Annotated in this window: 28 protein-coding genes, 1 tRNA gene and 1 pseudogene; 16 read left to right on the plus strand and 14 right to left on the minus strand. The window is 63.1% G+C overall.

The annotated features are described in order from the left end of the window. Positions 1 to 47 precede the first annotated feature (47 nt). Positions 48 to 389 carry a hypothetical protein gene (locus tag WQQ_RS20335; RefSeq protein ID WP_157534815.1) on the minus strand — a complete coding sequence of 114 codons (342 nt, stop codon included), beginning with the start codon at positions 387 to 389 and terminating at the stop codon, positions 48 to 50. A gap of 248 nt (positions 390 to 637) precedes the next feature. Here WQQ_RS20335 and WQQ_RS20340 point away from each other — a divergent pair, with 248 nt between their 5' ends. From WQQ_RS20340 to WQQ_RS25335, 8 genes and pseudogenes are all read left to right on the plus strand, one after another. Continuing rightward, positions 638 to 1,405 carry a helix-turn-helix transcriptional regulator gene (locus tag WQQ_RS20340; RefSeq protein WP_157534816.1) on the plus strand — a complete coding sequence of 256 codons (768 nt, stop codon included), beginning with the start codon at positions 638 to 640 and terminating at the stop codon, positions 1,403 to 1,405. A gap of 40 nt (positions 1,406 to 1,445) precedes the next feature. Beyond that, positions 1,446 to 2,090, plus strand: a complete 645-nt coding sequence (locus WQQ_RS20345; protein WP_007187143.1) for a hypothetical protein — start codon at positions 1,446 to 1,448, stop codon at positions 2,088 to 2,090. 134 nt (positions 2,091 to 2,224) lie between these two features. Next, a complete protein-coding gene (locus WQQ_RS20350; RefSeq protein ID WP_040455234.1) occupies positions 2,225 to 3,070 on the plus strand; it encodes a sterol desaturase family protein in 846 nt (281 codons plus the stop codon). Positions 3,071 to 3,550: 480 nt separating this feature from the next. Further along, positions 3,551 to 4,495, plus strand: a complete 945-nt coding sequence (locus tag WQQ_RS20355) for a metallophosphoesterase (RefSeq protein WP_007187145.1) — start codon at positions 3,551 to 3,553, stop codon at positions 4,493 to 4,495. Positions 4,496 to 4,528: 33 nt separating this feature from the next. Then, the gene (locus WQQ_RS20360; RefSeq protein WP_007187146.1) at positions 4,529 to 5,521 is read left to right on the plus strand and encodes a metallophosphoesterase; all 993 of its coding nucleotides are present in this window, start codon (positions 4,529 to 4,531) and stop codon (positions 5,519 to 5,521) included. Between the two features lie 84 nt (positions 5,522 to 5,605). Next, a tRNA-Ile gene (locus tag WQQ_RS20365) sits at positions 5,606 to 5,704 on the plus strand. 79 nt (positions 5,705 to 5,783) lie between these two features. Further along, positions 5,784 to 6,584, plus strand: a complete 801-nt coding sequence (locus WQQ_RS20370; protein ID WP_007187147.1) for a metallophosphoesterase — start codon at positions 5,784 to 5,786, stop codon at positions 6,582 to 6,584. A 144-nt stretch (positions 6,585 to 6,728) separates the two neighbouring features. Beyond that, positions 6,729 to 6,785, plus strand: a pseudogene (locus WQQ_RS25335) (hypothetical protein); the annotation flags it as partial. Between the two features lie 28 nt (positions 6,786 to 6,813). On the opposite strand, the gene WQQ_RS23945 reads toward WQQ_RS25335, so the two are convergent. After that, a complete protein-coding gene (locus WQQ_RS23945; RefSeq protein ID WP_237715103.1) occupies positions 6,814 to 7,194 on the minus strand; it encodes a helix-turn-helix domain-containing protein in 381 nt (126 codons plus the stop codon). Positions 7,195 to 7,505: 311 nt separating this feature from the next. Between WQQ_RS23945 and WQQ_RS23365 the strand changes: the two genes are divergently transcribed. The 4 genes from WQQ_RS23365 to WQQ_RS20395 are packed head-to-tail and all read left to right on the plus strand — an operon-like array spanning position 7,506 to position 8,761. Then, positions 7,506 to 7,856: a hypothetical protein gene (locus tag WQQ_RS23365; RefSeq protein ID WP_050997791.1), complete on the plus strand. Its 351-nt coding sequence runs from the start codon at positions 7,506 to 7,508 to the stop codon at positions 7,854 to 7,856. After that, positions 7,853 to 8,200: a hypothetical protein gene (locus tag WQQ_RS20385; RefSeq protein WP_040455237.1), complete on the plus strand. Its 348-nt coding sequence runs from the start codon at positions 7,853 to 7,855 to the stop codon at positions 8,198 to 8,200. The genes WQQ_RS23365 and WQQ_RS20385 overlap by 4 nt, the downstream gene beginning before the upstream one ends. Before the next feature lie 2 nt (positions 8,201 to 8,202). Then, complete coding sequence (locus WQQ_RS25340; protein ID WP_040455239.1) at positions 8,203 to 8,442, plus strand: type II toxin-antitoxin system prevent-host-death family antitoxin; 240 nt, start codon at positions 8,203 to 8,205, stop codon at positions 8,440 to 8,442. Between the two features lie 7 nt (positions 8,443 to 8,449). Beyond that, positions 8,450 to 8,761: a DUF2442 domain-containing protein gene (locus WQQ_RS20395; RefSeq protein ID WP_007187151.1), complete on the plus strand. Its 312-nt coding sequence runs from the start codon at positions 8,450 to 8,452 to the stop codon at positions 8,759 to 8,761. A 62-nt stretch (positions 8,762 to 8,823) separates the two neighbouring features. Here the strand turns inward: WQQ_RS20395 and WQQ_RS23370 are convergent, their stop codons facing one another. Continuing rightward, the gene (locus WQQ_RS23370) at positions 8,824 to 9,351 is read right to left on the minus strand and encodes a LexA family protein (RefSeq protein WP_157534818.1); all 528 of its coding nucleotides are present in this window, start codon (positions 9,349 to 9,351) and stop codon (positions 8,824 to 8,826) included. Between the two features lie 169 nt (positions 9,352 to 9,520). Here WQQ_RS23370 and WQQ_RS20405 point away from each other — a divergent pair, with 169 nt between their 5' ends. Together WQQ_RS20405 and WQQ_RS20410 are read left to right on the plus strand one after the other, a co-directional pair. Then, positions 9,521 to 10,030: a hypothetical protein gene (locus WQQ_RS20405; protein WP_157534819.1), complete on the plus strand. Its 510-nt coding sequence runs from the start codon at positions 9,521 to 9,523 to the stop codon at positions 10,028 to 10,030. Positions 10,031 to 10,046: 16 nt separating this feature from the next. Then, positions 10,047 to 13,025: a Tn3 family transposase gene (locus tag WQQ_RS20410; RefSeq protein WP_007187153.1), complete on the plus strand. Its 2,979-nt coding sequence runs from the start codon at positions 10,047 to 10,049 to the stop codon at positions 13,023 to 13,025. Between the two features lie 10 nt (positions 13,026 to 13,035). Here the strand turns inward: WQQ_RS20410 and mdeB are convergent, their stop codons facing one another. Next, a complete protein-coding gene (gene mdeB, locus WQQ_RS20415) occupies positions 13,036 to 15,597 on the minus strand; it encodes an alpha-ketoglutarate dehydrogenase (RefSeq protein WP_007187154.1) in 2,562 nt (853 codons plus the stop codon). A gap of 141 nt (positions 15,598 to 15,738) precedes the next feature. On the opposite strand from mdeB, the gene WQQ_RS20420 reads away from it, so the two are divergent. After that, positions 15,739 to 16,254 (plus strand): Lrp/AsnC family transcriptional regulator, encoded by a 516-nt coding sequence (locus WQQ_RS20420; protein ID WP_007187155.1) that lies wholly within the window; start codon positions 15,739 to 15,741, stop codon positions 16,252 to 16,254. A 6-nt stretch (positions 16,255 to 16,260) separates the two neighbouring features. On the opposite strand, the gene WQQ_RS20425 is transcribed toward WQQ_RS20420, so the two are convergent. From WQQ_RS20425 to WQQ_RS24540, 3 genes are all read right to left on the minus strand, one after another. Beyond that, complete coding sequence (locus WQQ_RS20425; RefSeq protein ID WP_007187156.1) at positions 16,261 to 16,461, minus strand: hypothetical protein; 201 nt, start codon at positions 16,459 to 16,461, stop codon at positions 16,261 to 16,263. Between the two features lie 35 nt (positions 16,462 to 16,496). Further along, on the minus strand, positions 16,497 to 16,811 hold the full coding sequence (locus tag WQQ_RS23375; protein WP_007187157.1) for a hypothetical protein: 315 nt from the start codon (positions 16,809 to 16,811) through the stop codon (positions 16,497 to 16,499). A 280-nt stretch (positions 16,812 to 17,091) separates the two neighbouring features. Then, positions 17,092 to 17,265: a hypothetical protein gene (locus tag WQQ_RS24540; RefSeq protein ID WP_007187158.1), complete on the minus strand. Its 174-nt coding sequence runs from the start codon at positions 17,263 to 17,265 to the stop codon at positions 17,092 to 17,094. Positions 17,266 to 17,429: 164 nt separating this feature from the next. Between WQQ_RS24540 and WQQ_RS20430 the strand changes: the two genes are divergently transcribed. Further along, complete coding sequence (locus WQQ_RS20430) at positions 17,430 to 17,747, plus strand: SCP2 sterol-binding domain-containing protein (protein WP_007187159.1); 318 nt, start codon at positions 17,430 to 17,432, stop codon at positions 17,745 to 17,747. Between the two features lie 112 nt (positions 17,748 to 17,859). On the opposite strand, the gene WQQ_RS20435 is transcribed toward WQQ_RS20430, so the two are convergent. From WQQ_RS20435 to WQQ_RS20465, 7 genes are all read right to left on the minus strand, one after another. Beyond that, positions 17,860 to 19,374 carry an aldehyde dehydrogenase family protein gene (locus WQQ_RS20435; protein ID WP_007187160.1) on the minus strand — a complete coding sequence of 505 codons (1,515 nt, stop codon included), beginning with the start codon at positions 19,372 to 19,374 and terminating at the stop codon, positions 17,860 to 17,862. A 17-nt stretch (positions 19,375 to 19,391) separates the two neighbouring features. After that, a complete protein-coding gene (locus tag WQQ_RS20440) occupies positions 19,392 to 20,297 on the minus strand; it encodes an SDR family NAD(P)-dependent oxidoreductase (RefSeq protein WP_007187161.1) in 906 nt (301 codons plus the stop codon). Between the two features lie 62 nt (positions 20,298 to 20,359). Continuing rightward, a complete protein-coding gene (locus WQQ_RS20445) occupies positions 20,360 to 21,727 on the minus strand; it encodes a DUF1329 domain-containing protein (protein WP_007187162.1) in 1,368 nt (455 codons plus the stop codon). Between the two features lie 103 nt (positions 21,728 to 21,830). Next, positions 21,831 to 22,310 (minus strand): DUF2505 domain-containing protein, encoded by a 480-nt coding sequence (locus tag WQQ_RS20450; RefSeq protein ID WP_007187163.1) that lies wholly within the window; start codon positions 22,308 to 22,310, stop codon positions 21,831 to 21,833. A 208-nt stretch (positions 22,311 to 22,518) separates the two neighbouring features. Further along, positions 22,519 to 22,728 carry a rubredoxin gene (locus WQQ_RS20455; RefSeq protein ID WP_007187164.1) on the minus strand — a complete coding sequence of 70 codons (210 nt, stop codon included), beginning with the start codon at positions 22,726 to 22,728 and terminating at the stop codon, positions 22,519 to 22,521. After that, positions 22,728 to 24,014 (minus strand): cytochrome P450, encoded by a 1,287-nt coding sequence (locus WQQ_RS20460; RefSeq protein WP_007187165.1) that lies wholly within the window; start codon positions 24,012 to 24,014, stop codon positions 22,728 to 22,730. Before WQQ_RS20460 ends, WQQ_RS20455 begins: the two co-directional genes overlap by 1 nt. A 14-nt stretch (positions 24,015 to 24,028) precedes the next feature. Further along, on the minus strand, positions 24,029 to 24,811 hold the full coding sequence (locus WQQ_RS20465) for a TetR family transcriptional regulator (RefSeq protein ID WP_192813009.1): 783 nt from the start codon (positions 24,809 to 24,811) through the stop codon (positions 24,029 to 24,031). Positions 24,812 to 24,815: the final 4 nt, after the last annotated feature.

Genomic DNA, 24,815 nt, shown 5'->3' on the forward strand with positions numbered 1-24,815 from the left:
GTAGCGGCCTGTATCAGCTCAGGCGGTGCCCGAGCTGTGGCTATTCGTCAGCCGAGGGAGAGAATGGGAGGTCGTAATAGGGATGTCGGCGCGCGCGCAATTTCACGGACGGCAACCAAACCAGGTACAGCGACATCGCCGCGAGGAGTATCCAGCGTCAGGCTGACCGGCGAGGCGATGTGCCCCAGCGCACAAGTGGTCATGTCCGGGCAGTCGGCATTGCAGCAGGAGAGCTTGTCGGCTTTCTCCGCATCGGCCTTCTGGCCATGGCAAGGCATGTCCATCTGCATCGCCATTTCGGCGCCAGAATCCTTCAACAGATTCGCCCGGGGCGCCGCGGACACGGCATAGCCTTGCAGCAGGAGCACCAGCCCCAGCAGCACGCTCAACCATGTCCGGCCTATTTTCATGACACCTCTGACTCTAAGTCCCGCTTCGGCGTTCCGCAATGGTTTTCATGCAATTGCACGTCTTCGTTCGTCGGCAGACCGAACGCAAAGGCGGAGTCCACTCCCGGAGTTCACTTCAGGCAATCGGCAGCATGTCATTGAGACCCCGGCTTTTCCTGCGCATTATCCCAGTCCCGATGCCCGGGCCCGGCTCGGCCCGGCCGAAAATGCTCCTTGAACCTCCAGCCATGGGCGATGAAGATGCCGCCATGTGGACAGGCAAGGCCAGCATTCAGCCAGGATGGGCGCTATTCAGCGGCACGGCCGGAGATCACTCCCTCCATCGCCATCACGCGGTCCAGCTCGCAATAGGCCTGACGGGTGCCATCGAGCTGAGGGTCGGGACGGGGAACCTGATCCGGGCTCCCGGAATCGTCATCCCCGCCGATCATTCCCATCAGCTCGTCAGCGGACCGAATCCGCTGCTATTGCTCTATCTGGAGCGAGAGTCCAGCCAGGGACGCAGACTCGATCAGTGGTGCGGCCCCGGACCGCGTGCTTTGACGGAAGCCCAGTGCCGACGCCTGGTCGAGCTGTTATCGGCCAATACTGCGGGAGTGCTGGAGCAAGTCATTGCCGATCTGCTGGGGTCAGCTCCGGCAGCATCGGAGCATCCGTTCATGGATCCTCGCATCCAGGATTGCCTTGCGGCGCTTCCGCGACCTTTGCCCGAATCGCTGTCCGGCGCTCACCTGGCTAAAAAGGCCGGCCTGTCGTCCAGTCGATTCGCGCATCTGTTCCGTGCTCATACCGGCATGCCTCTGCGTCCGTACCTGCGTTGGCTGCGCTTGCAGCACGCGCTGGCCGCGATCGCCCATGGCCTTAATCTCACGGAGGCGGCTCATGCCAGCGGCTTCTCCGACTCCGCCCACCTGTCGCGCAGTTTCCGCAGCACCTTCGGGATTGCACCGAATGTCTTGTTGCACCCTCTGCTGTCTCTACGCGCAAACGCCTGAGCCCTCCCCCTACTGCCTTTTGGCACTGGAATAAACCGCCATGATCATGACGTCCAACATCCGCAAACTGATGCTGACCTTTCACGTCACTGCGTCGATCGGCTGGGCCGGCGCGCTGGCCGTATTCCTCGCGCACTCTCTGGTCAGCCTGTCCAACCAGGATCCCGCCGTCGTGCGGGCGGCCTGTCTGATGATGGGTATCACGGCCTGGTTCGTCATCCTGCCGCTCGCCGCGACCTCTCTCGTGACAGGGCTGGTGCAAGCCCTGGGCACCGCATGGGGGCTGTTCCGGCACTACTGGGTGACGATAAAGCTCTTGCTCACAGCGTTTGCCACCGCCGTCCTTCTGCTGAAACTGACGCCCATCAGCGCCCTGGCAGCCGCCGCACAGACCGCCGTCTCGTTGCAGGAATTCGCGGGCCTGAAGCTCTCGCTGGTGATCCATGCCGCGGGAGGCCTAGGGGTGCTGCTGGTGACTACCGCCCTGGCCATCTACAAGCCCGCCGGCCTCACACCTTACGGCGCCCGGATGCTGGGCACTCGCAGCGCTTATATCCGCAACAGCGGATCAGCTGCCGGATTGCCCCGTTGGGTGAAGGGTTTCGTCGCCGCCTCGATGGTGCTGTTGCTCGTGCTCATTGTCATGATCATGCATGGCGGACATGGCCCTGGGGCGCATATGTAAGTGCCGGGCTGTCGGCGGGATAGCGCCCTCCCGCCACGTCAGGGCGCCGCGCCGAAGCGATAGCCAATACGTTCAAGCCCGATCCCCGGCTCCTGCGTAGTCTGCATCCCATCGCAGACGCCTAGGAGCAACCCATGCGGACCGCAGTTCGATACCTCGCCTATCCCCTGATCTTGGGAACCTTGGCCGTTCTCCTCGTCGTACTGGCCGATCGCGGTGTCGCTTATTGGCCGGCCTTCCCCGTGCTCGTGGTCGTGGGCATCGGCGCCGTGGCCGTGCTAGAGCGGCTGGCACCATATGAGCCGGCATGGAATCGTGACCATGGGGGCGATACCCGGGTCGATGTCCTACACCTACTGGTGAGCCATGCCCTTATCCAGGGGGCCGTTGCCTCGGCTTTCGGGCTGCGTGCCCTCCTTCCCGATCTGCCCACTTTGTGGCCCAGCTCGGCTCCCATGTGGGCACAGATCCTCCTGGCGGGTGGAGTCATGGACCTGGGGCTCTACGCCATGCATCGTGCCAGCCACATCAGTGGCTTCTTGTGGCGCTTGCACGCCATCCATCACATGCCCGAACGGCTCTACTGGCTGAACGGCGGACGCCGCCATCCGCTGTCGGCACTGGTTTTAGCAGGGCCCGGTTTGATCGCCCTGCTGGTGCTGGGGGCGACACCCATCGCCCTGGGCGCCTGGCTCAGCATCATGAGCATCCATCTCGCATTCCAGCATGCCAATCTGGACTACCGGCTGGGACCTTTTCGGCATGTGCTCGGCGTTGGGGAGATGCACCGGTGGCACCACAAGCGCGAATTCGAGGATGCACAGGTGAATTTCGGTGAGGTGTTCCTCATCTGGGACCTGCTGTTCGGTACTCATCATGACGCGCCGCGCAGCCCTGCGCGTGGCGAGGTCGGTCTCAAAGATGATGATATTCCCGCGACCTACCTGGGGCAGATTCTCTGGCCCATGCGAAAGCGCTAGGGGCAGGTGAGGCGGCTGGGTGACAATGCGGGCCTCTATTGACCGCTCCTGTCTCGTACCTGTGCCCTCAGGGAATCAAGCTCTGCTCGAGCAGCGCCCCGCATCGCGTCTCTATCAGGAGGATCATCGCGTGCGAACATTCGCTCCAGTTGGATAGTCCTCGTATCAAAATGGTCGACTGCGTAGTCCAACCAGCTGGGATATCCATCAGGAGGGGGCAGTGTTCCTGGCATATTTCCGTCCCCGAGTTAACTCCGTGTTTCCTCAACGTCGTGATGGCAGTAGAACGTGCCCCGCCACTCGATTCCGATAGGGGGACAAGTAAGGGGCTATTGCCGAAGGTCAAAAACGAGTGCAGACTATACTCATCATGAAGACAATCTTCATAACGCAAATGATACGACTGCCCTGACGGGGCTGCCGGCGCGTTATTGAACGCATCTCTGGCAGCCATTGGCTGCCACTTCTTCAAGAGATGCCATGTTGTTCGACTCCCCCTTTGTCAGCCTGCCGGTCAACGACCGGGGTCGCGATTTCTGTATTGGCGACTTGCATGGTTGCCGGCAGATGCTCGACTGCCTGCTGATGGCGGTCGACTTCGATTCGGAGCGTGACCGGCTATTCTCGGTCGGTGACCTCATTCACCGTGGTCCAGAATCCGCGGCGTGCCTTTGCCTGGCCGAGCAGCCTTGGTTCTTTCCGGTGATGGGCAATCACGAGGCGATGCAGATTGCTGCCTACGCCGGCGCCTATTGGGTCGAAGATTCGAAGCTCGAAACCGGCCTGGAATACCTGGCCGACGCAGATCCGCAGGCAATCGCGCGGGAGCACCAGCGCTACCAGGCCATCCTCGATGGTCTTCCTCTGGCGATCGAAACCACCCTCATGGACGGACGGCGCGTGGGCATCGTCCACGCCGGCTTGCGGTCGCCCTACCTTTGGGCCGACGTCCAGGCGATCTACCGGCGTGACGCCGAATTGGACAGGCCGCGCGTGGCCCTGCAGCCCTTGCTGCTCTGGGACAGGCTGCCAGCGGACTTCGTGTTTAGCGCGGCATTGCCCGATGCAAAGACCCGTATTGCCGCTCTCAATCTGGCCCAGCGCCGCCAGCAGTACGTCCTCGGGCAGCAGATTCCGGACATCGATCTGTTGATCTCAGGTCACTCCCAAACCCCCGGCGACCAGCCCTTGCGTGCCGGTATGCGCCTCTTCGTGGACACCGGTGCTGGGTTCGAGGATGGCTGGCTATCCATGGTCGAACTGGCCAGCGGGCGCTGCTGGCAGGTTCCAGACCCTCGGATGTTCCCGGAGATGCCCGTCCGCATTCTCGATCGATATTTGGAACCAGCGATGGACTGGCCATGGCTCTCGGAGAGCGAGATTCCAAGCCTGGCGGAGGAGTTGCAGCGCGCCTGGTTCCGCTGATTCCTTCATCCCACGACAATATCGAGACGCCCCATGCTGTTCGACACCCCTTTTGTGTCCCTCTCCGTCAACAAGCGGGGACGCGACTTCTGTATCGGCGACCTGCACGGCTGCCGGGAGATGCTCGGCCGCTTGATGGATGCCGTGGCTTTCGATCAGGGGCGCGACCGCCTGATTTCCGTGGGCGATCTCGTGCACCGCGGGCCCGAGTCGGTTCGTTGCTTGCGGCTGGCCGAGACCCCCTGGTTTTTCGCGGTCATGGGCAACCACGAGGCGATGCAGCAGGGCGCCTATTACGGCGCGATTCATAGCTCCGGTCGCTCGGTAAGCTCCATGTGCGAGTACGACGGCATGAATGATCCCCTCTGGCCGGGCAAGCCCGATCAGGCCCACATGGAAGGGATCCTGCAGCGGCTCCCCTTGGCCATGGAGATCCCCCTGCGGGACGGGCGCCGCGTGGGAATCCTGCACGCCGGGCTTCCCGCCGAATGGACTTGGGACAACGTCCGGGCGATCTCCGATCGCGAGGAGTTCCTCTTCGAAAAGCTTCGTCCGGGGCTCCAACCGGCGATTCTTTGGGATCGCCAGCCCATCATTGCGGCCACGGCCGCCGTCTATCACACCGAAGAATCGGAGTTGCGCGCCCTCTATCCCACGATGAGGCGCTACCAGTTCTCACAAGTCACCAAGCCCGTGGCCGGCCTGGACCTGCTGGTCTCCGGCCATACCACGCTCAAGAAGTGGCCGTTGGCGGTCGGAAACCGTCAGTACATCGACAGGGGCGCCGGGAAGGCGGATGGAAGCCTGCTCATGGTGGAGTTGGGCACCGAGCACTACTGGGAGGTGCCGGATCCACGCCATGACCCCAGCATGCCGGTGTCGGAGCACACCGGATTCAAGCGCGCCGGACACGACCTTCCTTGGCTGACACCCGAGGAACTGGCCACCATGGAGCGCACCGGACGGCCACCCGGTGATCCGAACGTGCAGTTGTTCTACCCCGGCCTCAGGGACGACAACTTCTAGCGCCGCATGGATGAGCCTCTCATGAAGCCCCTAATCGCCCGCGCCTGGGCTTGCGACCGAATACCCCGGCGGTAGTGCCCTACTGCCCCGGTCGCCTAACGGTTTGGCAGACGGACTTATAGCCGTCTAAGGCATTGGCCAGATAAGCCAATGATGCGGGTTCGAATCCCGCCCGGGGCACCACTTTGCCTCCAGAGCGATGGAAATACCCGATACCATGAAACCAACACCCCACCCCGCGGCTCCTCTGCGGGTTCGCTACATGAGCGACCTGCACCTCGAGTTCACCGGCTATGCCCCGGATGTCGTCGCCGATGCCCGGGAGGACCTGGTCGTGCTCGCGGGCGACATCGGCACCGGCACGGATGGCATCCACTGGGCCAAGCGCACCTTTCCGAACACCCCGGTGCTGTACGTTTTGGGGAATCACGAGTTCTACGGCTACGACTGGGAGCAGCTGATCGACGAGGCCCACAGCGCCTGCGAAGGGTCCAATGTCCGTCTGCTCGAGAACGACGTCTTTCGATATCGCGGGGTCCGCTTCCTCGGTACCTCGCTCTGGACGAGCTTCATGCTTGCCGGACTCTACGGGCAGCCCCAGGCCATGTTGGCCTGCGAGCGAGCGATCAACGACTTCCGCTTCATCCGCTCCGGCGGCCGCAACCTGCTCGCGCGCGAGACGGTCGAGCGCCATGAGCGAAGTGCAGGCTGGCTACGGCAAGAGCTGGAAGGCAGCGATGAGGTGACCGTGGTGATCACACACCACGCGCCCTGCCTGCCCGCGCGGCACCCGAAGTATCCACTGGATGACATCTCCAACACCTTCTTCAGCGATCTGCCGGAGGCGTTCTTTCAAACACCCGCTGCCTGGGTTTTTGGCCACACGCACTACTCGATGGAGGCCGTCCGGCACGTGGGGACGAAGCTGTACTCCAACCAGCGCGGCTATCCCCGGGAGCGTGTCGACTTCGACTGGTGCAAGGTCCTGGAGGTCGCGCCGGGTGGCTCGGAGGCGGCTGGCGCCCTTCAAGGCATCGTCAGGCCCGGATCAGGATCTCCGTAATGGGACATAAACGTCCCGTGAAGCCCCTTCCCGTGCATTCAGTGGCCCGTCATGCCGCGATCCAGTAAGCGCCTGCTGCCGTCCCAGCAGGCCCATATGACCGAACTCGGGGAACGCCTGCAGCGCGCCCGGCTCAGGCGCCGCATGCCGGCGAGGGTCCTGGCGGTTCGGGCCGGCCTTTCCACCCGGACCCTGTCCAGGATTGAGCAGGGGGACCCGTCGGTCGCGATCAGGTCTTACGTGCGGGTTTTGGGCGTACTTTACCTAGAGTCCGACCTCGACCTTTTGGGTCGGGACTGCGCCCTGATCCGGCGGCTTTATGACGCTCCGACTTTGCGGCAGTTGCAGCGCCGCGGGCGATCGTCTCCCGCTTGGGTCGGCTGATCAGCGCCAGGTTCATGGCCTTGCGCGTCGCCGTGACCATCGACTCGGCGGTGATCTCCAACTCGTCGGCGAGCAGGAAGATGGTGCCCAGCGTCGGCTGGTTGCCGCCGCGCTCCAGGACGCCGACATAGGTCTTGTCCAGGCCGCAGGCCATGCTCAAGGCTTCCTGGGATCGCCCGGCCTGAATACGGCTCGCGCGGAGGGCCACCCCGAAGGCCACGGCCACGGGGTGCCGTTTCTTCTTTTTAGGAGAGGCCACCATCCCGGGGACGATGCAGCCCCGCAGGGTCCTGTTCCACCGAGTATACTCATGAAAATACAGCGCAGGCTGTTGATTTGCAGAGCATAGTCTGAGAAGCTTAGGGGATATCGAACCCCGCTAATCCGCAGGAGCCAGCCGAATATTGGCCCTCTTACAGCCGGAATGGGGCTTCGATGCTGATCTCTCGACGCCCAGCGGACAGTCCGAATTTGCGAGAGCGGCACGGCCCTTTAGGTCGTGCTTCTTGAGTTCACGACAGGACTGAGGGCTGCCCGGTGTTCCGACTGGTTTATGGAGACTTCGATTTCTCTCTCGTGCTGCCGTTCGAGGCGCACGTCGAGGAACGTCTCTATCGCATTATCAGTTTGGCAGACGGGGCGGAAATGGATCCCCCGGAACTTGCCAGGCGCGCGGCTGATACGCTCTCTGCGGCTCTGGATGCTCACCTCATCCCCCCGACGGGCCCTCAGATCAAGTACGCGATTGCCATTGCGCAAGAACTCGAACTGGAGTTGCCGGCAAACGCACTGCGATATCGGGAATCCATGAGGGTGTTTCTCAGCACTCATGCGCCCACGTTCCGTGAATCCAAAGCCTACCGACGCAGACAGGGGACCGCAGGATGACCACGCCCGAATCTCCCGAGGAGGTGGCCAGCCGGGTCATCGAGGCCCTCGTCCGTGGGCAAGTCATCGACTACGTCGACGGTACGACCGACAAGGAATACCCCGAGGTCATGTGGTCCATATTCGGACTGCCGCTCACGAGGGAGATTGCCGTGGTTGCCAGGGTCGGAGATTTGCGCCTGGGGAAGGCCGCTCCCTCCGCCCTGCTGGTTCCTCACATGGAGGAGCGGGTGTATGGCATTGACGTTTCGGACCAGATACTGGCAAACGAGCTTTCGGAAGCCCTCTGGGCCGAACAATCGGAACGCCTCATCGCAGCCGCATTGCGGCGGCGCGGACACTGACCATGCCGCGGCGGAGGCTGGTCACGGTATCCGTGACCCAGATGCGGCGCCGCTGGGGGCACTATCTGGCCTTGTCGCGCCGTGCGGACATCCTGATCTGCCGGCGGGGCATTCCGATCGGCGTCATGATGAGCGTCGCCCGCTATCGTCGCCTGACGGCCGCGGCCGCGGGGACCAACCAGCCTCGCGCCCCTGTGCCACCCGCCTCCAGCAAGGCGAGAACGGCCAAGCGGCGCCGATAGCTCATCAATGCTGAAGATCTCGATCCGGGCCTATCGACTGGCGGAACGTCGCGCAGCTCGACGCGGCCTGGTCTTGCGCGCAACCGACGCCTACTTCGACCGGCGACGACGTCGCCTTATCGTCACGCTGGATTCCGGCGTGGAGTTGTCGGCCCCGCGACGCTTGCTGCTTCCCTTGAGCGGTGCCCGGGTGGCCGACATGAGTATGGTCAGGGTCTCCCCGGCAGGCTATTACCTTCATTGGCCACGCCTCGGCGGCTATCTCTGGGTAACCGATTTGTTCGGGCTGAACTTTCGGCAAGTCCTCGACGAATCGTAGCGATTGCTCACCTTCCGAAGCGCCCTCGCGCTGCGTCCGGCCTCGCGATTTCTCGACGGCTCTCAGCTCCGCCGTTCTGGGAATCGATAGCTTCCGAATTGCCGGACCACCCCTGTCACCACTCCCCAGATCGAATCTCCCTGGTCGGGCTGCAGCGGTCGGCTTCGATGCTCTGAGTTCGTCGAGTCGGGCTCGAGCGAAGGGGTTCGTCGTCTTGCCACGAAGCGGTGGACGGTCAGGTCCCGGTTCTCCAGCACTGCCAGCACGATATCGCCAGTCGCTGGCTTCAACCGGCGATCCACCAGCACGCGGTCGCCATCGAGGATTCCCGCTCGGTCCATCGCGTCTCCGCGGACCGTGTACACGAAGGTAGAGCCAGGTTCAGGAGTCAGCGGGTCATGGGAGCCGTCGCCGGCGAGACCACCCCCCAGCGCGTTTGTTGCCATCTCCCGCACGAGGTTTAAATCGATTCCCTGGGCCGACGGCCTTTGGCCCTGCGTACCATGCCATCCGGCCAGGGCATGCGCCCCACGGGAATACTCCTGAAGCTGGGCAAGCATGGAATCGACCAGCGAGGTCGGTACTCGCATTACCCGCGTTTCTTCCCCGTGGTATCGCCCCGAGCCTGCCGGCCTGCCAGCACCCGCTCGACGTCCGCCGTGCCTAGCCATGCACAGCCCTCCGCACGGTGCCAGCGCTGTCGGACGGCCAGCACCACGGGGCATTGCTTCGCGACGCCCTTAGGGGGCGGCCATAACCATGAAGGTTCTGAATCATTTTCCCTGCAAAAAAGGACTTCTCCAGACTGTTGATATACGTTACTATAATCATGTTGGCAAGCTTCGAACCGGCATCAGGGGAACGGCAATGCGACAGAATCAGAGGTCTTCCCAGGCAATCGGTCCACTACGGGCCGCGCCCCTGGCGCTTCGCTTGGTGGAGGCCTGGGAAGCCGAGCGGGCGCAACGGGGCCGCGCGAAGCGCGGAATGCGCGTCGAATTGAAGATTTGCGTTTCTGACCGCGGTGATTCCCCGGCCAGAAGCCAAGCAGCGCTTCGGCTCATTGAGCGGTGGTGCCTGAAGGATTACCGCCCGCGTCGATTGCAGGCCGATGGCTCGCTCATCGAGCTCGCCCTGCCCCCCACGGGCGGTTCGATTGATCAGGCGGCGCAAGCGCTGCTCGAGCGGATTCGCAGCGTCGGGAATGATCGAGATTGCGAGGTCGATGCAGTGATCCGCCACCGCGACACCAGCCGAGTCTGGAGCTAAGCTCCCTCCCCTCTCGGTGGCCACGGTCGAGGAAACCGCATACCCGCGATTGCTTCCAGAGCCACGGCCCAGGGAGCTCAACGACCATTACATCCCTTCCGACGACGAGAAGGCTTGGGCAAAGAAGAGCGCCAATTCCGCCACCAAGCGCGTCGCACTTCTGGTGCTGCTCAAATGCGCCCAGCGCCTGGGATTCTTCCCGCGGCTAAAAGATGTTCCTCGGCCATACCTGGATCACGTCACCCTTGCGAGTGATTTCAAGCGTCCCCTGACAGGCGATGAAATCAGGATGGCCGATGATGGCGGCGTCCGCCATCGCAATCTCAATCTCCTCCGCAAGCGTTTGGACATTCGCCCGCTCGACGATGAGGATTGGATGATCGAGCGCGCAGCGACGGCGGCGCTGACTCAGCATCACCTCACAGACATCATCAATGTGCTGCTTGAGGAGCTCATCCACTATCAGTATGAGTTGCCCGGATTCACGACCTTGGAGCGCATGGCACGCCGCGCCCGGGAAAAGGTCGAGACCCTGCACTATGGTTCCCTTGCCGACCCATTGTCCTCGCAGCTTCGCAAGAAGATCGATGCCTTGTTCGAGACCGCCGGCTCGAGCACATCCGCCTGGAACGCGTTGAAGCAAGAGCCCAAGCGTCCAACGAACAATGCCGTGCGCGACTATCTCGACCACGTCCGCCAGGTGCAGCAACTTTCGGTCGGTCTGCCAGCGGTCGCCGATATACCGGTCAGCAAGCTCAAGCACTATCGCGTGCTGGCGCGAGCCCAGAATGCCACCGAAATGCTCGAGCTGGTTCCCCGCAAGCGATACGCGTTGGCCGTCATCTTCATTCGGTCCTGCCATGCGCGGGCTCTGGATGACGCCGCCGATCTGTACATCCGTTTGCACGACAGGCTCCGGTCCTCTGCCGAGCGTCGACTCCGCCAGTACCAGATCGAACGCGCCAAGGCGATCGATCTCTTGGTCGAGCGATTCCACGGTACTTTGAAGGCCTACCAGACCGATGCCAGCGCGGTGAAAAGGCTGCAGGCTATCGAGAACAGCATTGGAAGTGACGCCGCGATGCTCTTGGAGCTGTGTGAAGAGCATCTCGCGTTCTCGGGCTCCAATTACCTGCCCTTTATGCTCAATCGCTACCCGGGATTCAGATCCCTTTTTCTGAACTGCCTGGAGGTGATCAAGCCCAAATCGACGAACGAAAACCAGGGAATGGAGAAGCTGATAGAAGCACTTCATCGTCTCCGGCATTCCCGAATCGAGCATGTCTCGCTGTCAGAATTGGGGCTCAACGCCAAAGCCGACCTAGGCTGGATGAGCAATGCATGGCGGCAGCTGGTGTTTGATGACGGCACGGGGTTGCCTTCTACTGGCGATATCGTTCATCGCAAGGCCTTCGAGCTCAGCGTCATCTCGCGGATTCGCGAAGACTTGGGTAATGGCGACCTGTTCATCCAGAGCGGCGAGAAGTACGACGACTATCGCGAGCAGTTGGCAGATATGGATACCGTCGAAAACGAGCTGCCTGAATACGGCGAAATGGCGGGCATCGACGTCGATGCGGTCGAAGCGGTGGCCCGGCTGCGCACAGAGCTCGCGGAGCTTGCGACGGAGGTTGATAAGCGCTTCAAGCACAACACCCACGCTTCGATCGTCGATGGGAATTTGTCGCTGCGCAATCTGAAGAAGACCATGCAGCCGGCCGCCGCGGAAAAGCTCGATATGATGATCCGGGATCGCTTGCTCCCGGTCAGCATCCTCGATGTGCTGATCGACGTGGAGCGCTGGCTGAACCTGCATCGCCATTTCAAGCATTTGGCAGGCACGGACACCCGGATTGAAGATCTTCCGAAGCGCTTTGTCACCTCGTTGTTCTGCTACGGCTGCAACCTCGGCGCCGTCCAGACCAGTCGATCGGTCAAAGGGATCAGCCGCCGCCAGATCAGTTGGCTCAATCTCAAGTACGTGACGGAGGAGTCACTCGACAAGGCGACAGTCGAGGTGACCAATGCCTTTGCCAAGTACGATCTGCCCGAATACTGGGGCAGCGGCAAAACCGCCTCTGCGGATGGCATGAAGTGGGACCTGTACGAGCAGAACGCGGTCTCCGAGTATCACATTCGCTATGGCGGCTACGGTGGCATCGGTTATTACCACGTTTCAGATCGGTACATCGCGTTCTTCAGCAGGTTCTTTCCCTGCGGAGCTTACGAAGGGGTGTACCTTCTCGACGCCATGGTCGAGAATGAGTCCGATCTAAAGCCCGATACCATCCACGGCGATACACACGCTCAGAACCTGGCGATTTTTGGCATCTCGCACCTGCTGGGCATTCGGCTGATGCCCCGAATCAGGGGCATCAAGAAGCTCAACTTCTACAGGCCTTCCGCTGGGGCGAAGTACAAGCATATCGACGATCTATTTACTGGGACGATCAACTGGAAGCTGATTCAGGCCCACTACAAGGAGATGCTCCGCGTGGCGGTGTCGATCAAGCTCGGCAAGATCACGGCTTCAACGATCCTGCGGCGCTTCGGAAACAAGAATCAGAGCCGGTTGGCTATGGCGTTCCGGGAGCTTGGGAAGGTAATCCGCACCAAGTTCCTCTTGCGGTTCATCGACAACCCGGACTTCCGCAAGCTGATCAGCGCGGCCACCAACAAGAGCGAGGCCTTCAACAACTTCATCCAGTGGGTGTTCTTCGGCAGCGAGGGCATCATTCAGGAGAACGTCGCTCACGAGCAGCGCAAGATGATCAAGTACAGCCACCTGGTGGCGAACATGATCTGCCTCTACAACGTCCAGCACATGACGCGGGTGATCCGCGAACTGAGGGCGGAGGGGGTGGAGGTCACTGCCGACATGGTCGGCTTCCTTTCCCCTTATCGAACCTGGCACATCAACCGGTTCGGCGACTATGTGGTGGACTACGATCGCCCCTGGGACCCTATGGATTGGACATTGAAAGTTTTCGATTAATAACAGACACTTAAGATAACTTTGCTGCGATTTCGTCAGAATCCCTGCCAACCCTCCCGAGCGTGACATAGCGGCGCGGCACGAAGGCGCGGATCAGCTCGGGCAGCGCGCGAACGTAATCGCTCGCGGCGATGACCGGGCCTTGGGTGGTCGACAGCTGCGCGGTGACGAAGGCGGCCGGCGTGCTCAGGCCATGCCGCAGCTTGCGCTCGCTTTCGATGCCGTCGCGATGCAGCTCGCTATAGCTCGTCGCGCTCCAGACCGCAGCGGCGATGTTCCAGTCGGCCTGCAGCAGGCGCTGGGCTTCGAGCACCTCGGTCATGATCGCGCCCGAGCCGAGCAGCTGGACCTGCGCGCCGTTGGCTTCGTTCGTGAGCGGATAGAGGCCGCGCAGGATGCCGTCGCGAACGCCTTCGTGCGCCGGCATCGAAGGCTGCGCGTAGTTGGCGTTGCCGACGGTGAGGTAATAGAAGCGATCCTGCTGCTCGACGAGCATCTCGTGCATGCCGGCCTCGAGCAGCACCGCCACTTCGTACGCGAAAGCCGGATCGTAGGCGCGGCAGTTCGGCACGCCCGCGAACGCCACGTGGCTGCTGCCGTCCTGGTGCTGCAAACCTTCACCGCCGAGCGTCGTGCGACCCGCCGTGGCGCCGAGCAGAAAGCCGCGCGCACGCTGGTCGGCGGCGGCCCAGATCAGGTCGCCGATGCGCTGATAGCCGAACATCGAGTAGTAGATGTAGAACGGCAGCATCGGCAGATCGTGCACGCTGTAGCTCGTCGCCGCGGCGATCCACGACGAGATCGCGGCCGCTTCGGAGATGCCTTCTTCGAGGATCTGGCCGCTCTTTTCCTCGCGGTAATAGAGCATCGAGCCGAGGTCTTCGGGCTCGTACATCTGCCCGAGCGGCGCGTAGATGCCGACCTGGCGGAACAGGCTCGCCATGCCGAAGGTGCGCGCCTCGTCGGCCACGATCGGCACGATGCGCTCGCCGATCTCCTTGTCCTTGAGCAGGCTGCCGAGCATGCGCACGGCGGCCATCGTCGTCGACATTTCCTTGCCTTGCGCGTCGAGCGCGAAGCTGCCGAAGCCCTGCACCTCAGGCGGCATCAGCGTTTGCGAAGAGCGATTGCGGCGACGCGGTAATGCGCCGCCGAGCGCTTCGCGGCGCGCCTTCAAGTAGCGCAGCTCGGCGCTGTCTTCGGCCGGTTTGTAGAACTCCAGGTGCTCGACCTGCGCATCGGACAGCGGCAGGTCGAAGCGATCGCGAAACGCCTTGAGGCTGTCGATTTCGAGCTTCTTCTGCTGATGCGTGGTCATGCGTCCCTGCCCGGCCGCGCCCATGCCGTAACCCTTCATGGTCTTGGCGAGGATCACCGTCGGCTGGCCCTTGTGCGCGATCGCGGCCGCGTAAGCCGCGTGCAGCTTGCGTGCATCGTGGCCGCCACGCTTGAGCCGGTCGATCTCGGCGTCGCTGAGATTCGCGACCAGCGCCGCGAGCTCCGGCGTCTGCGAGAAGAAGCGCTCGCGGTTGTACGCACCGTCGTTCGCGGAGAAGGTCTGGAACTGCCCGTCCACCGTGCTGGCGAACGCACGCAGCAACTCGCCTTGCGTATCGCGCGCGAACAGCACGTCCCAGTCCGAACCCCAGAGCACCTTGATCACGTTCCAGCCGGCGCCCGTGAACAGCGCTTCGAGCTCATCGACGATGCGGCTGTTGCCGCGCACCGGGCCATCGAGCCGCTGCAGGTTGCAGTTGATGACGAAAGTCAGGTTGTCGAGCCGCTCGCGCGCGGCCAGCGACAGCGCGCCGATCGATTCGGGCTCGTCCATCTCGCCATCGCCGAAGAAGCCCCAGACGCGGCGGCCTTCGGTTTTCAGCAGCCCGCGATCCTGCAGGTAGCGCATGAAGCGCGCCTGGAACACCGAGTTGATCGGCCCCAGGCCCATCGAGCCGGTCGGGAACTGCCAGAAATCCGGCATCAGCCACGGGTGCGGATAACTGCACAGTCCGCGGCCCGAAATTTCGCGCCGGTAGTGCTTCAGGTGCTCCTCGTCGAGAAAGCCTTCGAGATAGGCGCGCGCGTAGACGCCCGGCGACGAATGCGGCTGGAAGTAGACCAGATCCGCTCCGTCCGCATGCCCGGCCGCCTTGAAGAAATGATGAAAGCCCACTTCGAACAGATCCGCCGCCGAGGCATAGCTGGCGATATGTCCGCCGAGCTCGGCCGAGGCCTTGTTGGCGCGCACCACCATCGCGAGCGCGTTCCAGCGGATCGCGGCCATCAAGCGCTCTTCGATCTTGAGGTCGCCCGGATACGGGCCTTCGTGCTCGACCGCGATGCTGTTGCGATACGGCGTGACGCGCGCACGCTTCGATTGCACGCCGCGCCCGACCACGTGATCGGCGAGCCGGTCGAACAGAAACTGCGCGCGCTCCTTGCCCTGCGTCCGCACGATGGCGTCGATGGCATCGAGCCATTCGCGGGTTTCGGTCGGATCGGCATCGGCGGTCGAGCCGGTCGCGGAGAGCACCGTGCCGGCACCGGTCGGAAAGTCATTCGTATCGTTCATATCGCTCGCGGGTGAACGCGCCTCAAGGTGGCCGATAAGCTACTCCAGGCCACGCAGAATAGGCTTCTGAGTTGGCGGCTCAACCTGGCGTTTCCCAGTGATTTATTCTTCCACCTCGCTCTTTTCAGGTGGAATCCTCTAATGTCCCGGCCGACTACGCTCGATCACATCGATATCGCGATCCTCGATCGCCTGCAGGCCGACGCCAGCCTCAGCAACGTCGAGCTCGCCAAGGCGGTGAACCTCACGCCGACGCCCTGCTTCAATCGCGTCAAGGCGCTCGCGGCGGCCGGGCTGATCCGCAGCCAGGTCACGCTGCTCGACCCGGAAGTGCTCGGCCTGCGGCTCAACGTGTTCATCCAGGTGAGCCTCGAAAAGCAGCGCGAGGATGCGCTGAGCACCTTCGAGCAGGCGGTGTCGTCGCGGCCGGAAGTCATGGAGTGCTATCTGATGACCGGCGATTCGGACTATTTGCTGCGCGTGGTGGTGGCCGACATCCGCGAACTCGAGCGCTTCATCATGAGAAGCCTGTCGAAGATCCCGGGAATTTCGAACATCCGTTCGAGCATTGCGCTCAAGCAGGTGCGTTACAAGACCGCGCTGCCCCTGCCCGCCAAGGGCTACACGCTGGCAGCGCCGAACGAGGACGGACGTTGAAGCCGCTCAGCCGTCGTCGTTCTTCTTGACGCCGCGAATGTTCAAGGCGACCAGCCCGAACTGCAGCGCGACGAGCGCCCAGGCTTGCGCATGCCAGCCCCAGGCCACCCACAGTGCATTGCTGACGAGATAGATCCAGAAGCCCCAGTTGCGCCGGGCTTTTCGTTGCGAAGCCACCAGCCAGGCCGCGAACAGCGTCGCGGCCATGGCCAGCCACTGGAGTGCGTCCCAGGCGATGGCGATCAGCTCGCGGAAACCCGCTGCGACTCGACCTGCGCGCCCGGCGCAAGCACTTCGAGCATCGAAGGGGCGCTGGTGTGCGCCGGCCTGCTCGTCGCGACCACCTTGGACAGCGGGCGGAAGCGCGGGAGCATCGCCGCAGTCGGCGGTGCATCGACCCAATAGCTGCCGCAGGCCAGGCAGCAATAAGGCCGCCCCGCAACGCGGTCGCGACCGCGAAAGCCGGCCGGCAGCACCAGGGGTTCGAGATAAACGGGAACGCGATCGGAGTGCGTGAGGGACAGCAGCGATCGGCAGCCGAAGCAATCCTTGCTCATGGCGCTTCCTACTAAGACGGGGGTATCGGGGCGCACGATAGGCGCCGTTGGTGAACCCAAAATGATTCGTGACGCACCGACATCGACCGCCATGTTTGCCACTGGTGCAAGCCGCGGAGCGGCTGTGCCAAATTTCCTCGATTGCGTGATTCGCACGCGTAAAAAATTGCTCGAAGACGGTGCATTTTGGGATGTCCGTTTTCGGCTGAACCGTCGGAATCGTGCCGCCGTCGATTACCTGCTCGTAGCCGGAAGAACGATCTCGCGAGCGACGCTGGGGTCAGGCGCAGATGGCCGGATGGTTCTTGCGGTTCTGCAGGCAGGCCCGGTCGCTCTTGCGAACCGGCCTGGAGCGGCGTTTGTCGGTGTAGATCAAGCCAGCGAGGATCAGGCCGCAGGCGGCCGTCAGGGCGATCAGCGGAAGGACGAATTCGAGCGAGGAGAACGAGGGCATCGGACGGAACCAGAGGTCATGTTGCACTGCAACAGGACGCAGTATCGCGCGCGATCGGGCTCCAAGCAAACCGTGGGTGCCGGCGAGTCGTCCGTGTTGACGAGGTTTGCGCCCCGGTCGGCGGATAAGCTCGGAGCTCGAACTTCTTGGAGGGAGGCTTTTCAATGGACGTGGTCGACTTTCTCAAACAGCTGCCCCAGGCCCTGGTTCCCGAAGAGGCCGCGGACACCCAGTGCGTACTGCAATTCAATACGTCGAAGCCGACCTACGCGACGATCAAGGACGGCGCCTGCTCGGTCACCGAAGGCTCCGCCTCCGACCCGGACGTGACGATCACGATGGAGGACAAGGATCTCATCGAGCTGCTGCAGGGCAAGCTCAACGGCATGACCGCGTTCATGACCGGCCAGCTGCAGGTCGAAGGCGATCTGATGATGGCGCAGCAGCTGCAGACGATCTTCGATCAGTCCAAGCTCGCCTGAGCTCGTCGAGATTCTCTCGGGATTCTCTCGAGAGCTTCTCGAGCTGCAAAAGCAAAAGCCGGATCGATCGATCCGGCTTTTTTTGTTGGGCTCACCCCGCGCGTCCGATCGATCAGCGGCGGCGCAAGGCGCTCGTGAACTTGATGACGCCGTTGATGGCGTTGATCGCCGAGTTCGGCAGGTTCACCGGCTTGGCGAGCATCTGCGCGACCATCTTCTTGTACTTGTCCGAATACGGCGGAAACATCAGGTTCGGATCGGTGATCGGCGGGCCTTCCTCGACCACGGCGCGCGCGTTCGAGCATTCGAGGAAGCTGAAGCGCCCGCCGATGCGCCCGATGCCGCTCGCGTTGACACCGCCGAACGGCAGATGCGGATTGGTGCCCGACTGGATCAGGTTGTGATTGACCACGGTGCTGCCCGAGGTCGTGCGCGCCAGAAACCAGTCGATCGCCTCGCGATCCTTGGCGAAGATGTAGGAGCCGAGCGGCTTCGGCCGGCTGGCGATTTCGGCGATCACCTCTTCACGCTGGTCGAACGGCAGCACGCACAGGATCGGCCCGAAGATCTCCTCCTGCATGATGCGCATCTGCGGTTTCAGGTCGGTCAGGATGGTCGGCGAAACAAACAGATCGTCCGCATCCGTTTCACCGCCGAATGCGAGCGTCGCGCCCTGGGCGATCGCGTCGTCGAGCAGGCTCTTGATGCGATCGAAATGCCGGCGATTGACGATGCGCGGCAGGTCCGGCGAATGCCGAAAGCCACGGCGGTCGGCGTCGTACATCGCGCGCATCGCGCCGCCGAGCTGCTCGACGAACTCGGTCTGCACGCTGCGATGCACGAGCGCGTAATCGGGCGCCAGGCAGACCTGCCCGCAATTGGCGACCCGGCCCCAGGCGATCTTGCGTCCGGCGTCGGCGATGTCCGCGCTCGCATCGACGATGACCGGATTCTTGCCGCCCATTTCGAGCGTGACGGAGGCGAAATGCTCGGCCGCGGCACGCATCACCAGGCGACCGACCGCGTGGCCGCCGATGAAGAAAATGTGATTGAACGGCAAGCTCAGCAGTTCGCTCGCCACTTCGGGGCCGCCCTGCACCACCGCGAATTCATCGGGCTCGAAGACCTTGGCGACGATGTCGGCGAGTACCTGCGCCGATTGCGGCGCGAGCTCCGAAGGCTTCAGCAGCATGCTGTTGCCGGCCGCGATCGCGCCCATCAGCGGCACCAGGCCGATGGCGATCGGTGCGTTCCAGGTGGCGAGGTTGAGCACCACGCCCTTGGCTTCGTACTGCACGTAGCAGCGCTTGCCGAGCGTCATGATCGTGCCCTGCACGTCCTGTCGCTGCATCCAGGCTTCGAGGTTGCGCGCGATGAACTCGGCTTCCGCCGTCACCATGAGCAGCTGCGCGTCGATGTCGGTATCGCAGAGCCGCAGTTCCTTGCGGCCCGCTTCGAGGATCGCGGGCCGCGCGTCGAGCACCGCCTTGGCGAGCTTGCGCAGCTTGTCGGCGCGAACCGCCGCCGGGCTGCGCGCGAGCAGCGGCGCCTTGGCCTTGAGCCTGGCGAACAGTGCGCCGAGTTCGGTGTCGGTGGCTTTTTCGAATGAGGGAGCGGCAGCGTTCACGATGATCTCCGGCTCGCTCAGGCGCCCTTGCCCAACGATTTGTAGGTGGGAATCTTGAAGGTCATGCGCATCATGCTTTCGAGCTGGCTGTCGGACATCAGCCGGCGCATGAGGCCCATCGGCTTCACGTCCTTGCCGAGATATTCCATCGGCGCCCATTTCTTCTTGTCGAGAATCTGGAGCGTGCCGTCGAGCGCCTGCTCGGGCGAGCTGCCGGTTTTCTCGAGCATGTCGGGCAACACCTGCGTGACGACCTTCTGCAGGTAAGGATCGTAGACCTCGCGCACGGCCGCGGGCTGCTCGCCCCAGGTGCGCTGGGTGTTCGCATGCGAGTTCGCGGACATCGCCGTGAGCACGCCGCCCGGAATGATCGAGGTCACCTGGATGCCGAACGGTGCGAGCTCGTGGCGCAAGGTCAGCGTCATGCCGTGGATCGCGTGCTTGGTCATGTTGTACGCGCCCGCACCGACCGGGTTCGCGAGGATCGCGCCCGAGCTGTAATTGGCGATGCGCGAGCCCGGCGCATTGCGGCGAACCAGCGGCAGAAACGCCTGGATCACGCGCAGCTGCCCGAACATGTTGATGTTGAACAGCCGCTCCACGTCCGAGAACTTGGCGCCTTCGAGCACGCCGACGCCGACGTTGGCGACCCCGGCCACGTTCATCAGCAGATCGAGCCCCTTGCCGGCCAGCGCATCGGTGACGACCTTCGCGCTCGCCCTCACCGATTCGCTGTTCGACACGTCCTGGTCGACGACGACGATGTTGCCGCCGGTGACGAGGTCGGTCGGCGCGCCGGGCAGCACGCCCGCGAACACGCGCCATCCGCGCTTCGACAAGGCCTTCACGAGCAGGTTCGCCTGCCCGACATTGGCGCCCGTGATGAAAGCGGTCTTCTGCGCCGCGCTGTCGTTCTTCGCCATCGTTCTCCCCTGCCCCAATCCGGCTCGTCGTTATCGTTTGGTCGCGTTCTGCGCGGCTCGGCTCAGTGGCCGCCGCGTGCCGCGGCGTCCGGGCTGAACTGCGCCGGAGTCAGCGGTACGTTGATCTTCCACCAGTCCTTGCCGCGCTCGTTGACCAGATAGCCGGCCTCGTACACGCCCGAGGTCAGGTCGTGATAGACCGACACGCCGCGGTGGTAGGTCTTGGCTTCCGGCGAGTAATGGAAGGTCACGTAATTGGCGCGCCAGAGCTGGCCGCGGCTGTCGTAGGCATCGGCCCAGTTGACGAGCCAGGTGTCTTCGTCGGCGTAGAGCTCGCGCTTGCTGTAGATATGGCGAACGCCCTGCTTGAGCGTGCCCTCGATCACCCAGACGCGATGCAGCTCGTAGCGCACGTAGTCGCCATTGATCGTGTTGGGCTTGACGAGATCGGCGTACTTGACCGCCGGATCGTTGATCTTGAAGTTGTTGTACGGAACGTAGAACTCCTTCTTGCCGACCAGCTTCCAGGTATAGCGCTCGGGCGATCCGTTGAAGCCGTAGTCGTCGTCGACCGTGCGCAGGCCCGCGGGCGGAACCGGATAGTCGAAGCCCACTTCGGGCGCCTGGCGCACGCGCCGGATGCCCGGCTGGTACTGCCAGCTCTGCGTGGCATCGGCCGAGAAATCGTTCGGCTGGTAACCCACCGCGACGAAGCCCTTCTGCCGCTCCGGCAGCTGGAAGCCCTGGTAGAAGTAGGCGTTGACCTTCTCCTGGAAGCTCTTCGGCTTGCCGGGCTGGTTGCCGATGTTCATGGTCATGAACTTGGCGCGGCCCCAGGCGATGTTGCCGTCGGCATAGACGTCGGCGATGTCGCAGACCGCGGTCTCGGTCCACGGGCGAATCGAGTTGACGACGTTCCACATCGCCTCGATGCCGCTTTGCGGAAACGGGAACGGAATCGATCCGGTGGTGCCGGTGATGCCCTTGCCCTCATGAATCACTTCGGCGGTGGTCGCGTTCTTCTTCGCGGTCTCGCAAACGCCTTCGCCGTAGCCGAAATCGCGATGGCTGGCATAGACGTTCATCTTGAAGGTCTGCGGATACTTCTTGAGCAGGGCCTTCTGGCCGGCGGTGAGGTTGGCCGCGTACTGGTCCGCGTTCTGCGCGGTGATGGTGAACAGCGGCTTTTCATCCGCGTACGGGCCGGGCTCGTAGCTGTTGCTCTTCTTCACACCGGGCCAGTTGTCGGTCCACTTGCCCGAATACGCCGGCACGCCGCCCGGCGTTCCGGCCTTCTCGGCACCGAGGCAGGTGTAGGTGGCGCCGCCCAGTTCGGCAGCCTTCGCCTCGGGCACTTTGGCCTGCACGATCGAGGCCTGCAGGCTCAGGCCACTCACGATCAGGCTGGCCAAGAATGCGTTGCGATTCATTATGGTTCTCCTCATGCACGGTTCCGCGAGGATGCTGCGCGCCAGCCTGGCCTCGCGCCTCATCCGAAGCGACGAGCGCAAACGGACGAGTCGGTCGATGCGGCTAGCGATAGTCTTCGAGCAGCTCGAGCGCCACGCGGGTTTCGTCCGCGGCGCGACTCTCGATATCGTTGACGACGAATTTTTCGAACTGTCCACCGACGACGGGAATCTTCGCCTCGATGCTCCAGTCGAGCGTGACGACGCAGCCGTCGCCGTCCTCGGCGATCGAGGAGTCGCAGGACATCTGCAGCGGCATGCCCTTGGTCTCGACCTTCACCACGCCTTTGCGCTCGGCGAGGTTCCAGTGCTCCTCGTTGATCACCGTGGTTTCGCCGGCCTTCTTGCCGCCCGGCATCGTCACCGGAACGCGACGCTCGATGCGAATGCGGAACTGCTGGCCGTCGAAAGCGTGGTCGAGAATTTCGTATTTGGGCAGGCCGAGCTTTTCGAGCTTGCGCGCATGAAAGTCGCGATCGGTCAGCATGCGCAGCACGGTCGCCGCCGGCGCCGGATAGCGCGTCTTCATCGGATGCTTGGTCATGGTTACTCCGCGGCGTCGCTTTACGACGCCTGATCTTTGTTATGCCTTTCCTCTCTCCCGCTGTGGACACACTGGTGGGGCGGGGAGAGAGGGTTCATCTGAAAAAGTGAGGCTCTTTTCGAGCTTTCCCTCTCCCGGTCCTGCGGACCACCCTCTCCCGCGAGCGGGAGAGGGGAAAATCAGCGCCTTCGATTCGCTGTACGTTGACTCATTCTTCGTAGATCTCGAACGCCGACTTCGGCGATCCGCATTCGGGGCAGATCCAGTCGTCCGGCAAATCTTCGAAGCGTGTTCCGGCGGCGATGCCGTGTTCGGGCATGCCGACCGCGTCGTCGTAGATGAAGCCGCAGATCACGCAGATCCAGCGCTTCATCTGTGCATCCGCGGCGGGCTTTTCAGCGGCTTCGGCGGTGCTCATCAGGCGGCCTTGCGCTGCGCCTGGCGGTTGGTCTTGACCTTGAGCCGGGTGATGCGGCGCGCGTTGTGATGGTTGTAGTCGTAGTCGATCTCGCCGTCGCCGTTGGCGAGTTCGGCATGCGGAAACCGCTTCATGAACTCGGTCAGCATCAGGCCACCCTGCACGCGGACCAGATAGGTGCCGATGCAGAAATGCGCGCCGGCGCCGAACACCAGATTGCCTTCGAGGTTGCGGCGGATGTCGAGCTTGTCCCAATCCGGATACTTGGCCGGATCGTGCCAGGCCGACGGCAGGTTGATCATCACCGCCTGTCCCTTCCTGATCTGCTGGCCGTGGAAGTCCTGGTCTTCGGAAGCGAAGCGGAAGAACGGGAACTTGCCGAACGAGCCCCAGCGCAGCAGCTCGATGATCGCGTTCTCCATGAGCTCGGGCTGCTCGCGCAGCAGCTGGTACTGCTCGGGGTTCGAGAGCAGGCCGTGGATCACGTAGGTGTGCAGGTCGGTCGCGGTGTCCGAGCCCGCGGTGATCAGCGCGAGGATGATCGAGACGATGTCGTAATCGTCGAGCTGGTCGCTGCCGTCACGTGCGGAAACCAGGCTGCCGAGGAAATCGGTGCCGGGGCTCTCGGCCGCGCGGCGCTTGGCGATTTCGTCGAGGAAGAACTTGAGCCCCGGCAGCGTGCCGTTGATCGCATCTTCGCGCTGCTTGGCCGGCAGGTTGATGCGCGTGGACTTGACCACGTTAACCGCGAATTCGTGGAAGAACTCTTCCATCTCGGTCGGCACGCCGACCATGCGCGCGATCGAGCGCGCCGGCAGCTTTTCGGCGATCGTCGAGTAGACGTCGAACTCCTCGGCGTCGGCCGGAATCGAGTCGAAGCACTCCATCACGAGGTCGCGGATCTTGCCGTCGATCTTGCCCATCACCGGGCGCGAGAACGCCGGCATGGTGAGCTTGCGCAGCTTCAGGTGATCGCGCGTCGACACCGTGAACAGCGAGTGATCGAACACGCGGTCGTAGTCGTTCTTGTCCTCTTCGGCCTTGGCCGGCGGCGCATGCTCCCAGACGCGATAGTTCGGCGTGAAGATGTTGTTCTTGAGCATCTCCGCGCAGTATTCGTGCGAGTTGACCATCCACATCTGCAAATCCTTGTGGTAGGCCACCGGGAATTCCTTCACGAGCCGCTGCCAGGTCTCGCGCGGCTGGCGGATGAAGTCCTTCGAGTACGGATTGAACATGCGGCGATCGATCTCGATCCGGCCGTTGGCTGCGGGTGCTGCGGTCATGAAAGCGACTCCTCTTATGATTTCGGCGAATGGCCCGGCAAGGGGCTCGATAGGGGGCGCAGCGAACTCGGCAGTGTTTCGCCACGACGCGCCGCGATGCCTTCGAGCATCAGGCGCAGCGAATCCAGCCAGTCGCGCGATTCGGCGTTGACGTAGGTGTCGAGCACCGAGCGCGTGTGCTTGAGCGTTTCGGCCTCGCGCTGGGCGGCCGCTTCGCGCAGGGCCTGGTCCATCGGTGCCCCCAGCGCGCGCGCGGAGATCACCGAGATGGCGGCCACCGAAGCGCCGATCGCGAGCATCGCGACGGCGTGATGCAGTTGCATGCCTTCGTCGAGGCTGAAGCCCTGGCGCGTCATCGCATCGAGAAAGCGCTCGAGAAAGTCGAGCTCGATGTCCGGGCCCATCGTGCCTTTCATGAGCTCGTGGACGAGCTGCGGCTCGGCGACGAAGGATTCGTACAGGCTCAGCGCATAGCCGGTCGCGATCTCGGACCAGTGCAGGTCCTCGCGTTCGGGAGCGCGGCGCTTGAGCGTGAGCTCGAAGGCCGCCATGCGAACGAGTTCGTCGCGGCTGCGGATGTGCTTGTAGAGCGTGGGAACCGCGACGCCCAGACGATCGGCGACGCGCTTGAGCGTCACGCCTTCGAGCCCGATCTCGATCGCGGCCGCGATGATCGCCTGCGTCGAAACCCGCGGCGGCCTGCCGACGCGCGAGCCCTTGCGGGTGTCGTCTGCGGACTTCGGATCGGTGGCCGCGTGGCTGCGCATCGTCTGCTTGGCTTTGGAGGATCGGGGCATGGAT

It is taken from the genome of Hydrocarboniphaga effusa AP103 (assembly GCF_000271305.1).
Taxonomy (GTDB): domain Bacteria; phylum Pseudomonadota; class Gammaproteobacteria; order Nevskiales; family Nevskiaceae; genus Hydrocarboniphaga; species Hydrocarboniphaga effusa.